Consider the following 12,543-nt stretch of genomic DNA (forward strand, 5'->3'; position numbering starts at 1 on the left):
CGAGGCAGAGATCAAGCCTTCAGAGGGCTCTATGGGCAACAGCTATGACAACTCGCTGACCGAGACCGTCAACGGCTTGTACAAGGCCGGGGTGACCCACCGCCGTGGCCCATAGAAGCCCAAGCAGGGCGTCGAGCTGGCAACGCTTGAATGGGTCTCTTGATTCAACCAACATCGATTGATGTGTCCACTGGGCAATGTAACGCCCGCTGAGTTCGAGGGAAACTACCACCGATAACGCGCTGGTTTTGCGGGGGGATTACCATCTGAAAGACCTCCCGAATCACCTTCACTTGGCTTGGATGCAGCCTGTCAAGGTGCTCCCTCAGATCCTTAAGCAACCAGTAGACGTCTTGGGGACTCCGGTGACTGAGGACCAGCTTCCGATCAGAAGCCTCTGCGATGGCCTGGGCCTCAATCGCCTCTGCAGGCGATAGAGACAAAGCCAGAACCAGCTTGTCCACAAAGTCTTGCGTGGGAGGCCCTTTCAGACCGACTTCCAAAGCAGAGATGTAGCTCTGCTCGTAGCCCGTCATCTCCGCCAGTTCAACCTGGCGAATCCCTCTGCGCATTCGCAGCTCGTGAAGGAAGTGGGAAAACGGACTCATTGGCAACTCGTTCGGGGCGTGACCCGGGATGCCATTAACTATAGCAACCTTCGAAATACACAGTCAACGAAAAACTTCGCTAAGTTGTTGATTCTAAAAGGTATTTTTGGGATCAAAGTAGTGATCTTGCGGACAAAACACCAACCTTGCAGGCAAAGCAATCAACTTGCGAGCAAAGCTACCAAATCGCTGGTCATGGACTCTTTTGAGCCGGCGCGCGCATCTTGCGATTGACCATGCTTTTGTCGAACCACAAGGTGTCCTGTAGCCCACAACTGATCAGCCTCTCCTTGGCCTCACGCCACACTGCTTGGTGATAAGGCGTCATGGAGGAGTCGTCACCCGAAGCAGGCACCCATTCAATAATTGGGCCGCGTCTCCGGCTTTTATCAATGAGCTCAGGCGCAAACAAATGTCCGCCCTCGAATTTTTTGATGAGCCTCCGGTCCACGTCGTGACCGCAAGAGGTGATGTGCAGTGACTCAGCGATCGTCATCAAGCACAGAAGGTCCATGGCGCAAGGTTGATGCTCAAAGCGCCATCCCTCGCTCATGACCCAGTACCTGCTCATCCCGCGTCGATCCAGTTCATCAAAGCACTCCTCGAATACGACAACAAATGGGCCGGACACACCTTGAAGGTCTGCCGCACAACCTTCCATGAAGACATGGAGCAACATCGTTCGGTCTCCCGTTGCCATGCAGCGCTCTTGCAGCCAGGCGTGCATGCGCTGAGGATGCTTGTAAACATGAACCGACTCATGCGGATGTTCTCGCATCCCGTCGAGCCAAGCGCGAGATATGCAAAGCGTCTCACTCGTCCAGTCCAGCAATGCGGGTGTCAACACATCCTTCAGCTTTTCAGCCGTTGAGAACGCGGTCATGGGAATGGCGAACTGGGCAGGCAGGATCCGAGCAATCTGTTGCCGTGGAATCTCGTGTTTCTCAAACGCTGTGAGCATCCGCTGCGCCTGAAGGTAAACCACGTCATGCTTCTTGGACCACCATCCCGTGACCTTGATAGCTGCCTCCAGGGCTTGCTTCAAGAGCCCGATGGCTCCCGTGATGTACTCGATCACACCTGATCCCTCATTCGGTTCACATCCACGTGCCCATCAAGACAAACGCCCGGACATGCCGGGCGTTCTTGCTCTCAGGGGGTGCCTGTTCTTTTCATTATTTGTGTCAGTAGTTTTTCACTTACTTGGCACAGTTTCCACTTTCCGTGTCATCCGACATGATCACACGTCAATATTGGCCGCCCGCAGCGCATTCGTCTCAATGAAGTCTCGACGCGGCTCCACCTCGTCGCCCATCAGCATGGTGAAGACCTTGTCCGCCTCAATGGCGTCTTCGATCTGCACGCGTAGCAGGCGGCGCACGGTGGGGTCCATCGTGGTCTCCCACAACTGCTCGGGGTTCATCTCGCCCAGGCCCTTGTAGCGCTGGCGGCCCACGCTGTTTTCAGCCTGGGTGATCAGCCAGGCCATGGCAGCACGGAAGTCGGCCACCTTCTGTTCCTTGGCCTTCTCGCCCTCACCACGGCGCACCACGGCGTCTTCGGTCAGCAAGCCCTTGAAGGTGGTGCCGGCCTTGCTCAGCGCTTCGTAATCCGCACCATGCACGAAGTCGGCATTGATGATGCTGTACTTGGTGTTGCCGTGGAAGATGCGGCTGATGCGCAGGATGTGCTTGTCGGTGCGGGCGTCGTGCTCGGCGCTCACCTCGGCGTTGTGCAGCGCAGCCTTGAGGGCGGCAGCACTGGCTTCGGCGTCGGCCAGGGTGTCCAGGTTCAGGCTCAGGCCGTTGGCGATGGCGCGCAGGGCCTCGATGTCCATCCAGTTGCCCAGGCGCTCGACCACGTTGTTGGCCGTCACGTAGGCACGGGCCAGGTCGGCCAGGGCCTCGCCGGCAATGGCGGGCTTGCCGGCACCGGGCTCGACCACGGCGCCGTCCAGGGCCACCTTCATCAGGTACTCGTCCAGGGCGTGGGCGTCCTTGAGGTACTGCTCGTTCTTGCCGTGCTTGACCTTGTAGAGCGGAGGCTGGGCGATGTAGATGTGGCCGCGCTCGACCAGCTCGGGCATCTGGCGGAAGAAGAAGGTCAGCAGCAGGGTGCGGATGTGGGCGCCGTCCACGTCAGCATCGGTCATGATGATGATGCGGTGGTAGCGCAGCTTGTCGGGGTTGAAGTCGTCGTTGCCGGCGCCTCGGCCGATGCCGGTGCCCAGGGCGGTGATCAGCGTGAGGATTTCATTGCTGGTCAGCAGCTTTTCGTAGCGGGCTTTTTCGACGTTCAGGATCTTGCCGCGCAGGGGCAGAATGGCCTGGAACTTGCGGTCACGGCCCTGCTTGGCCGAGCCACCGGCGGAGTCACCTTCCACGATGTAGATCTCGCACAGGGCGGGGTCTTTTTCCTGGCAGTCGGCCAGTTTGCCGGGCAGGCCCAGGCCGTCGAGCACGCCCTTGCGGCGTGTCATTTCACGGGCCTTGCGGGCCGCTTCACGGGCACGGGCGGCTTCCACAATCTTGCCGCAGATGATCTTGGCGTCGATGGGGTTCTCGAGCAGCCAGTCGGTCAGCAGGCGGCTGACGATGTCTTCCACCGGGGCACGCACTTCCGAGCTGACCAGCTTGTCCTTGGTCTGGCTGGAGAACTTGGGTTCGGGCACCTTCACGGACACCACACAGGCCAGGCCTTCGCGCATGTCGTCACCGGCCACTTCGACCTTGGCCTTCTTGGCCAGTTCGTTGTCTTCGATGTACTTGTTGATGACACGGGTCATCGCGGCGCGCAGGCCAGTCAGGTGGGTGCCACCATCACGCTGGGGGATGTTGTTGGTGAAGCAGAGCACGTTTTCGTTGTAGCTCTCGTTCCACTGCATGGCCACTTCCACGCCGACGTTGGTGCCGTGTTCGGACACCTTGTCGCCCATGGCATGGAAGATGTTGGGGTTCAGGGTGTTCTTGCCCTTGTTGATGAACTCCACAAAGCCCTTGACGCCACCGGCGTAGGCAAAGTTGTCTTCCTTGTTGTTGCGCTCGTCGACCAGACGGATCTTGACGCCATTGTTCAGGAAGCTCAGCTCGCGCAGGCGCTTGGCCAGGATGTCGTAGTGGAACTCGTTGTTCTCACCAAAGATTTCCGTGTCGGGCAGGAAGTGCACCTCGGTGCCGCGCTTGTCGGTCTCGCCCGTGATCTTCATGGGGCTGACTTCAAAGCCGTCGCGCATTTCAAGCACGCGGTCTTGCGGCACACCCTTGCGGAACTCGATGAAGTGAGCCTGCCCGTCGCGGCGCACCGTCAGGCGCAGCCACTTGGACAGCGCGTTCACGCAGGACACGCCCACGCCGTGCAGGCCGCCCGACACCTTGTAGCTGTTCTGGTTGAACTTGCCACCGGCGTGCAGCTCGGTCAGGGCGATTTCAGCGGCCGAGCGCTTGGGCTCGTGCTTGTCGTCCATCTTGACGCCGGTGGGAATGCCCCGCCCGTTGTCGGTGACGCTGATGGAGTTGTCGCTGTGGATGGTGACGACGATGTCATCGCAGTGGCCGGCCAGGGCCTCGTCGATGGAGTTGTCGACCACCTCGAACACCAGATGGTGCAGACCGGTGCCGTCGGACGTGTCGCCGATGTACATGCCCGGGCGCTTGCGCACCGCCTCCAGCCCTTCCAGGATCTGGATGCTGCCTTCACCGTAACCGGCCGAGATCTGCGCGGCCGTTTGCGGCACGGCTTGCTCGGTGGGTTCGGGCTGCTGCTCGGGGTTCGTGGCGTCGGTCATGGGGTCAAGCGCTTGGTAAGGTGGGACCAGCGGTAAGGGCCCGGAAATGGAAAAGGGTCCCGGCATCAGACAATGCGGGACCCTCATTCTAGCCCCTCAGGCAAGGGGGCTCCTTTCGGACGTTGGTCCTCAGATGCGCATCGGCATCACCACGTACTTGAAACCCTCGAACTCAGGGTTGGTGATCAGGGCCGAGCTGTTGGCGTCGTGCAGGGACACGGTGACCATGTCCTGGCTCATGTTGGCCAGCACGTCCATGAGGTAGCCCACGTTGAAGCCGATCTCGAAGGTGTCGCCACCGTAGTCGATTTCGAGTTCTTCCTTGGCCTCTTCCTGCTCGGCATTGCTCGAGGCAATGCCCAGCACGCCGGGCGCAAAGTTCATGCGCACGCCCTTGAACTTCTCGCTCGTGAGGATGGCAGCGCGCTGCAGGCTGGCCAGTAAGGTGGTGCGGCCCAGGGTGATGTGGTGCTTGTGGTTCTTGGGGATGACGCGGTTGTAGTCGGGGAACTTGCCCTCGACCAGCTTGGTCACGAACTCCAGCCCCCCGAAGCTGAACTTGGCCTGGTTGCCGGCAAAGCGCATCTCGATCATCTGCTCTTCTTCGCCCTTGGCGTCGTCCTTGAGCAGGCGCTGCAGCTCCAGCACGGTCTTGCGCGGCAGGATCACCTCCTGCTTGGGCATGTCGACATCCAGATTGGCTTGGGCCAGGGCCAGGCGGTGGCCGTCGGTGGCCACCAGGGTCAGGCTGTTGCCTTCGGCCACGAAGAGGATGCCGTTGAGGTAGTAGCGGATGTCGTGCACGGCCATGGCGAAGTGCACCTGGCCGATCAGCATCTTCAGGGTCTTTTGCGGGACGCTGAAGGTGGGGCCGAAATCAGCGGCTTCCTGCACCAGGGGGAAGTCTTCGGCAGGCAGGGTCTGGAGCACGAACTTGCTCTTGCCCGCCTGCAGGGTCAGTTTGGCCTGGTTGGCGCTGACCGAGACGATCTGGTCGCTGGGCAGGCTCTTGAGGATGTCGCCCAGCTTCTTGGCGCCCACGGTGATGGCGAAGTCGCCCTCATCGCCGTCGAGCTGCGCGCTGGTGCGGATCTGGATCTCCAGATCGCTGGTGGTGAGCTCGACCTGGGGGCCGCTCTTGCGGATCAGCACATTGGCCAGGATGGGCAAGGTGTGACGACGCTCCACGATGCCGCTGACCGATTGCAAGGCCGCGAGGACTTTTTCTTGGGCTGCTTTCAACACAATCATTTCAGTCTTTCAAATTGGTCGTCGTAGTAGAGGGCCGCTTTTTTTGTGCACAAGTGTATTTTGTCCTGATCCATCAAGGCTTTAGGCCTGGGACAAGCCTGTGGGTGGATGGGCTTGGCGTTTTGGGGACAACAGACAACAACTTCAGAAAATTCACCAGGCCTGTGGATAACAGGGTAGTTGTCCTTTTTTTATCCACACCTTTGTTGGCTTGACAGGTTTCGGGGTGCTGTGATCAGCCCTTGAGGGTCTGTTCGAGCACGTGCAATTGCTGGTTGAGCTCGGTATCTTTGCCCCGCTCGCCACTGATCTTGCGCACGGCGTGCAGCACGGTGGTGTGGTCGCGGCCACCGAAGAGCTCGCCGATTTCGGGCAGGCTTTTCTGCGTGAGTTCTTTGGCCAGGTACATGGCGATCTGACGCGGGCGGGCGATGCTGGCCGGGCGTTTCTTGCTGTACATGTCGGCCACCTTGATCTTGTAGAAGTCGGCCACCGTCTTCTGGATGTTCTCGACGCTGATCTGGCGGTTCTGGATGGACAGCAGGTCTTTGAGGGCCTCGCGCGCCAGGTTGATCGTGATCTCTTTGTGGCTGAACTTGGCAAAGGCCAGCACCTTGCGCAGGGCACCTTCGAGTTCGCGCACGTTGGCACGCACGTTCTTGGCCACGAAGAAGGCCACGTCCTCAGGCATGGCGATGCCTTCGATCAGGGCCTTCTTGATCAGGATGGCCACGCGCATTTCGAGCTCGGGCGGCTCGATGGCCACCGTCAGGCCGGCGTCAAAGCGGGATTTGAGGCGCTCATCGATGTTGGCCAGGCCCTTGGGGTAGGTGTCGCTGGTCATGATGATGTGCGCCTTCTTGGCCAGCAGGGCCTCGAACGCGTTGAAGAATTCTTCCTGCGTGCGGTCCTTGCCGGCGAAGAACTGCACATCGTCGATCAGCAGCAGATCAAGGTTGTGGTACTTGGCCTTGAGCTCGTCAAAGGTCTTGCGCTGGTAGTTCTTGACGACATCGCTGATGAACTGCTCGGCGTGCAGGTAGAGGATGCGCGCATCGGGCTTGTCGGCCAGCAGGGCATTGCCCACGGCGTTCATCAGGTGGGTCTTGCCCAGGCCGACGCCGCCGTAGATGAACAGGGGGTTGTACATCTGGCCAGGGGCGCCGGCCACATGCAGGGCGGCGGTGCGGGCCATCTGGTTGGCGCGGCCGGGCACCAGGTTGTCGAAGGTCAGCGCGGGGTTGAGCCCCATGACCTGGGGGTGGCCGCCACCGCGGCGGGCGCCGGCCAGGTTCATCGGGGCCTGGTCGTGCTCCTGACCGTTCTGGTAAGGGTTGGCCGGGCTGTGGACAAGCGGTGCTGCATGGGCACCGGAAGCCCCCGCTTGCAGTCGGGCGGCCAGGGCATTGGGCGGCAGCATCGGACTGCCGATGCCCGAGCCCCCTGAGCCGCCCAAGCTGGGGCGGGCCATGGTTGGGCGCTGGGCCAGGGCGATGTCCAGGCGGATGGTGCTTTGCGCCACTTCGGTGGCGATGGCTTCGAGCCGACCGCTGTATTGGGTGCGTATCCAGTCGAGAATGAAGCGGTTGGGCACGCGCACATTGAACACGGTGGTGTCGCCCTCGCGCAGCACATCGGCGGCAGGCAGGGGGCGGATCCAGGTGTTGAACTGCTGTTCGGGCAGCTCCGCACGCAGGCGCTCCAGGCACATCGGCCAGAGCGAAGCAAGGCCTTCAGGGGCCTGGGGCAGCGGGGCGACGGGGTCGCTGCTGGCGCTGGAATCGGCAGCACTCATGTTGTGGACAAGTCCTTCCTCGGGCTGCAGATTCTAAGCGCTTACGGGCCTGTATTCGACAGGTTATCCACAAGCTTTTACACGCAGGGCCTGCAGGGGGACCCATTGACGGTGCCCCAAAAGTCTGATGTAATCGCGTGTTCGACCCTCAAGGGGGTCTGGTCATGGGCTCCTGGCAATCGTTTCAGGGGCTTGAAAAACGTCCTGGGCATGGTCCTTGGGACATCCAACATTAGAGGCCAGCGCGAGCTGGTTGAAAGATCATGAAGCGTACTTACCAACCCTCCAAGACCCGCCGCGCTCGCACCCATGGCTTTCTGGTGCGCATGAAGACCAAGGGCGGCCGCAAGGTTCTGAACGCCCGTCGCGCCAAGGGCCGCAAGCGTCTGGCCGTCTGATTCCGCGGCAGGCCCACAGGTCTGCCAACGGTCTGATGCCGCGGCTCTGGCCGCGCGCCTGCAGGCTGTCTGACGGCACCCGGCCCCTGGCCAGGTCGCAGTCCGGCAGCCTGAAGTTTTTGGGTGGTGCACGAAAGAAACTGCCGTGTTGAGTCCCCTGGCTTTGAGGCCTCGCCTTCAGTCGGCTGATTTTCAGCAAGCCCTGGGCACCCGTCCGGTGGCTCGCAGCGCGCATTTCACCGTGCATTTCGCCGTGCCCTCGCTGGCACGCAAAACCCCCCGCTCAGGGGGCGATGCCACCCCACCCATCGCGCTCGATGTCGAGTTGTCAACAGGCCCTGTCGATGAGCAGGTCGAGCCTGTGGATGAAGTGCGCACTCACCATCGTGTCTGGCGGCTGGGTCTGGTGCTGCCCAAGCGCATGGCACGTCGCTCCGTGACCCGATCCCTGATCAAGCATCAGGCGCGCGAACTCTGGCGCCTGCATGCACCGGCCCTGGAACAGGCGGGCTGGCTCAACGAGCAGCAGCCCGTGGGCAACTGGGTGCTGCGCCTGAAGGCGCCCTGGCCCGTCAAGGAGTTTCCCAGCGCGGCGTCCGAACCCCTGAAGCAGGCGGTGCGTGCCGAGTTGCTGGCCATGCTGGCCCATTGTGTCAAACAGGGTGTGGCCTCCGTGCCGGGGCGGGCCTCCTGATGATGGGTGCTGTCGTCCAAGGCGTGTCGCGGGCCGTTAATGCGGTGCTGATCGGCATCGTGCGTGGCTACCGTTTCTTTCTGAGCCCCTGGCTGGGCTCGGCCTGTCGGTTCACACCGACCTGTTCCCACTATGCCTTGCAGGCCTTGCAGTCACATGGTCCGGCTGCGGGCAGTTATCTGGCGGCGCGGCGTCTGTTGCGTTGTCATCCGGCTTGCGCGGGAGGGCATGACCCCGTTCCCGAGCAGGCGCCACGTTTGTTTTCTTTTCTTTCTTCTTCAGAGCGTCATCACTCATGAATGATATGCGTCGGACCATCTTGTGGTCAGTGTTTGCGTTTTCGCTGCTGATGTTGTGGGACGGCTGGTTGCGTCACACCGGTCAGCCTTCCATGTTCGCGCCCACGCCGGTGGCCGAGGTGGCTTCGGCAGCCAGTGCGGCGGCATCGGGCGCGGGCGTGGGCTCTGTGCCTTCGCCCACGGCTGCACAGACGGCCGCGGCCACGCCGGCGGGTGTGGCGTCTGCGCCGGTGGCCGCACCGCGTGAGCAGGTGGTGGTGTCGACCGACACCCTGCGGGCCACGGTGGACACCCTGGGCGGCAACCTCGTCAAGGTCGAGTTGCTCAAGCACCGCGATCAGGAGCATCCGGACCGCCATGTGGTCGTGCTGGAGCAGTCTGCGGCGCACACCTACCTGGCCCAGAGCGGTCTGGTGCACCGCCAGACGGGCGACATGCCCGATCACACCACGCCCATGACCGTGCTGACCCCCGCGCGCGAGCTGGCCACGGGCAGCGATGCCCTGGAGCTCAAGCTGGAATCGACGGCGGTCAATGGCGTCAAGCGCGTGCTGACCTACACCTTCCCGCGTGGCGGCTACGTGATCGACGTGAAGCAGGAGGTGCTCAACACCTCGGCGGCGCCCGTGCGTCCCCAGCTGTATGTGCAACTGGTGCGTGACGGCGTGGTGCCGGCGGCCTCGGGCTTCCTGGGGGCTCCGACCTCCTACACGGGGCCGGCCTTCTATACGGCCGATGCCAAGTTCCAGAAGGTCGAGTTCAAGCACATCGAGGAAGCGGGCGATGACAAGACCAAGCTGGAGTTCGTCAAGGCGGCGGACAACGGCTGGGTGTCGGTGGTGCAGCATTACTTTGCCTCGGCCTGGTTGCGCAATGAGAAGGGCACCCGCGAGTTCTATGCGCACAAGGTGGGCCCCAATCTGTATGCCGTGGGCATGCTGTTCTCGCTGGGCGATGTGGCGGCCGGTCAGAGCAGCAGCTTCAAGAGCCAGCTGTTCGTGGGCCCCCAGGAAGAAAAGAAGCTCGAAGCCATCGCGCCCGGGCTGGAGTTGGTCAAGGATTACGGCATGGTCACCATCCTGGCCAAGCCCCTGTTCTGGCTGCTGCACTTCATCCATGAGAACGTGATCCAGAACTGGGGTTGGGCGATCGTGCTGCTGGTGGTGCTGCTCAAGGCGGCGTTCTACTGGCTCAACGCCAAGGCCTATGCCTCGATGGCCAAGATGAAGGCCATCAACCCCAAGATCCAGGAGATGCGTGAGCGCCTGAAGGACAAGCCTCAGGAGATGCAGCAGGAGATGCTCAAGATCTACCGCGAGGAGAAGGTCAACCCGGTGGGCGGCTGCCTGCCCATCGTGATCCAGATCCCGGTGTTCATCGCGCTGTACTGGGTGCTGCTGTCCTCGGTCGAGATCCGCAATGCGCCCTGGGTGGGCTGGATCACCGACCTGTCGGTGAAGGACCCCTTCTTCGTCTTGCCGGCCCTGATGACCTTGTCGACACTGCTGCGGACCTGGCTGAACCCCACGCCGCCGGATCCGGTCCAGGCCAAGATGATGTGGATCATGCCCATGGTGTTCTCGGTGATGTTCTTCTTCTTCCCGGCCGGCCTGGTGCTGTACTGGCTGACGAACAACATCCTGTCGATCGCCCAGCAGTGGATGATCAACCGCAGCATCGAAGGGGCTGCGGCCAAGAAGGCCTGATCAGGTCGGGGGCGCCTGGGCGCCCCACCATGACAAAAGCCGCCTCGGGTGACCGAAGGCGGCTTTTTTGTGCCCGCCAGGGCGGGCGGTGGCTCAGACCGGTGCGCGGCGGCGGGTGGCCAGCGAGATGCCGACCAGGCCCAGGCCCATCAGGGCATAGGTGGCGGGCTCGGGAACCACGCCAGCGCTGACGGAGGCCAGCGTGAGTGCGTCGCCATTCGACAGCGTGGCGATCAACAGGCCTTGCTGCAGATCCATCTGGAACTGGCGGATGGTGGTGCTGCCCGTCGATGTGCTTGAGCCCAAGCTCGTGCTGCCGCCAACCAAGGTGAGGCTCCCCGACGAACCGATGGGCTGCAGATTGGAGACAGTGTCCAGAAGGCCTGTGCTGAACGTCAGAGTGGGAGAACCGCTCAGGCCGTCGGTCGCACCGATCACCACGACACTTTGAGAACCGGAGACAGGCGGATCGATCGCGGATGTGCGGGTGATCGACAGCAGATCGCCGCTGTTGATGATCAGGTTGCTGCTGCCGAAATCGACGTTGTCGATGGCCAGCAGGCCGGTCGACTGGATGTTGACGATGTCCGCACTGATGTTGCCACCCGTGATGCTCAGATCGCCCGAGCACTGGATGTCAAGCACTTGATCGGCATTGCTGGTGGCAATGTTCAGCGCATCGCTGCAGCTCAGCGCGGAAGTGATGGTGGCAGCCTGGGCATGCAGTGGCAGGGCCGTGCACAAGGCCAATGTGGCGATGCCGATGTACCGGGCGTGATGACGCATGGGATGCTTCCTCGATTTTTTGAAGATGCTTGCCAGTGTAATCAACGGCCCATGACAAAACACGCGCGCGCACCGCCCACCCTCGCACATGAGGGATCGATGCCTTGGCGCTTTGCCATCCCCCCCATTTGGGGGAGAAAGGGGCGCACCTCACGTAGAAACCCCTTTGACGTCGCCCGAGGAGGTCACAACACTGTCATCTGCAGTAATACAGATGTTTCTTATAAGGTTCGGTCATGCGCAAACTGATGTTGAGTTGGGCGTTCATCGGAATCGCCGTCGCATTGGGAATCTGGGCCACCGTGGTGCTGGACTACGACCAGAACAAGGTGGTGATGTACTTCCTGGTGCCGTACTTCGCGCTGGCCACACTGATGCAGTACATCTGGCCCGAGCAGCCCAATCAGTTCGAAAAGGGCGAGGTGCTGACCGACATCTACAACAACATTGGCTTGCTGGTGGTCACGGCCATGCAGGGCGGGCTGGTGCATCTGATGTCTTCCGCAGGCGCCGGTCTGCTGTTCCAGCATGGCATCGTCGACGACCGTTTTGCCGCACACCACCTGCCGTTCTGGGCGCAGGTGCTCGTGGCCTGGTGGGTGTTCGACTTCATGTTCTACGTCACGCACCGCATGGCCCATGAGGTCGACTGGTTCTGGCGTTTCCACAGCGTTCACCATTGCGCGCACCGCCTGAGCTTTCTCAACGCCAGCCGGGTGCACCCGGTCGATCTGGTGTGGCGCCGTCTGGTGCCCCTGTTTGTGGCCTATCAGACGGGTGTGACGCCGGAAGCCATCATCGTGGCCAACACCATCGGTGCCACGCTGGCGGCCATCACGCACATGAATGTGGATTTCAACTTCGGGCCGCTGAACTATCTGATCGGCACCAACCAGATTCACCGCTGGCACCATTCGGACAAGATCGAGGAGGCCAAAAACTTCTCGGTGGTGATGTTGTGGGATCACCTGTTCGGCACCTTCGTGTACCCGGCCGGGCGAACCCGGCCGGCCAAGATGGGCCTGTTCAACGAGTTGTACTACCCCCTGCACAACTACTGGGGCCAGTTGATCATTCCCTTCACCTGGAAGCGCTGGAAAGCCCGCCAGGCCGCCGCCGAGCAACAGCAGTTGCCGCCTCAGGCATCGGCTTCGGTGGGGACGGTGCCGGCCCAGGGCAGCGCACACCCGGCTGCCTGAGCCGAGGGGCCCGATAGAATCGG

11 protein-coding genes and 1 pseudogene are annotated in these 12,543 nt (G+C 61.7%); 6 read left to right on the top strand and 6 right to left on the bottom strand.

Annotated elements, in window-relative coordinates:
- Window positions 1–238 (top strand): annotated as a pseudogene (locus VFW84_RS14320) (IS3 family transposase); the annotation flags it as partial.
- On the opposite strand, the gene VFW84_RS14325 reads toward VFW84_RS14320, so the two are convergent.
- From VFW84_RS14325 to dnaA, 5 genes are all read right to left on the bottom strand, one after another.
- Window positions 165–608, bottom strand: coding sequence for a helix-turn-helix transcriptional regulator (locus tag VFW84_RS14325; protein WP_329681139.1), 444 nt, complete (start codon window positions 606–608; stop codon window positions 165–167). The pseudogene VFW84_RS14320 and the gene VFW84_RS14325 overlap by 74 nt on opposite strands.
- Before the next feature lie 193 nt (window positions 609–801).
- Complete coding sequence (locus tag VFW84_RS14330; RefSeq protein WP_329681140.1) at window positions 802–1,686, bottom strand: hypothetical protein; 885 nt, start codon at window positions 1,684–1,686, stop codon at window positions 802–804.
- A gap of 162 nt (window positions 1,687–1,848) precedes the next feature.
- Window positions 1,849–4,392, bottom strand: coding sequence for a DNA topoisomerase (ATP-hydrolyzing) subunit B (gene gyrB, locus VFW84_RS14335; RefSeq protein WP_329681141.1), 2,544 nt, complete (start codon window positions 4,390–4,392; stop codon window positions 1,849–1,851).
- Window positions 4,393–4,521: 129 nt separating this feature from the next.
- Window positions 4,522–5,643: a DNA polymerase III subunit beta gene (gene dnaN / locus VFW84_RS14340; protein ID WP_329681142.1), complete on the bottom strand. Its 1,122-nt coding sequence runs from the start codon at window positions 5,641–5,643 to the stop codon at window positions 4,522–4,524.
- A 235-nt stretch (window positions 5,644–5,878) separates the two neighbouring features.
- Window positions 5,879–7,354, bottom strand: coding sequence for a chromosomal replication initiator protein DnaA (gene dnaA / locus VFW84_RS14345; protein WP_329681173.1), 1,476 nt, complete (start codon window positions 7,352–7,354; stop codon window positions 5,879–5,881).
- A 347-nt stretch (window positions 7,355–7,701) separates the two neighbouring features.
- Here dnaA and rpmH point away from each other — a divergent pair, with 347 nt between their 5' ends.
- The 4 genes from rpmH (at window position 7,702) to yidC (ending at window position 10,535) form a co-directional block, all read left to right on the top strand.
- Entirely contained in the window at window positions 7,702–7,836 is a 135-nt protein-coding gene (gene rpmH / locus VFW84_RS14350) for a 50S ribosomal protein L34 (RefSeq protein ID WP_161648519.1), read from the top strand.
- 145 nt (window positions 7,837–7,981) lie between these two features.
- The gene (locus tag VFW84_RS14355) at window positions 7,982–8,530 is read left to right on the top strand and encodes a ribonuclease P protein component (RefSeq protein WP_329681143.1); all 549 of its coding nucleotides are present in this window, start codon (window positions 7,982–7,984) and stop codon (window positions 8,528–8,530) included.
- Between the two features lie 2 nt (window positions 8,531–8,532).
- Complete coding sequence (gene yidD, locus VFW84_RS14360; RefSeq protein WP_329681174.1) at window positions 8,533–8,829, top strand: membrane protein insertion efficiency factor YidD; 297 nt, start codon at window positions 8,533–8,535, stop codon at window positions 8,827–8,829.
- Window positions 8,826–10,535, top strand: a complete 1,710-nt coding sequence (yidC, locus tag VFW84_RS14365) for a membrane protein insertase YidC (RefSeq protein WP_329681144.1) — start codon at window positions 8,826–8,828, stop codon at window positions 10,533–10,535. The genes yidD and yidC overlap by 4 nt, the downstream gene beginning before the upstream one ends.
- Window positions 10,536–10,628: 93 nt before the next feature.
- On the opposite strand, the gene VFW84_RS14370 is transcribed toward yidC, so the two are convergent.
- Window positions 10,629–11,321 carry a PEP-CTERM sorting domain-containing protein gene (locus VFW84_RS14370; RefSeq protein WP_329681145.1) on the bottom strand — a complete coding sequence of 231 codons (693 nt, stop codon included), beginning with the start codon at window positions 11,319–11,321 and terminating at the stop codon, window positions 10,629–10,631.
- A 236-nt stretch (window positions 11,322–11,557) separates the two neighbouring features.
- Between VFW84_RS14370 and VFW84_RS14375 the strand changes: the two genes are divergently transcribed.
- Window positions 11,558–12,520 carry a sterol desaturase family protein gene (locus tag VFW84_RS14375; protein WP_329681146.1) on the top strand — a complete coding sequence of 321 codons (963 nt, stop codon included), beginning with the start codon at window positions 11,558–11,560 and terminating at the stop codon, window positions 12,518–12,520.
- Window positions 12,521–12,543: the final 23 nt, after the last annotated feature.

The sequence above is a fragment of the Aquabacterium sp. genome (assembly GCF_036279655.1).
Lineage (GTDB): Bacteria > Pseudomonadota > Gammaproteobacteria > Burkholderiales > Burkholderiaceae_C > Aquabacterium.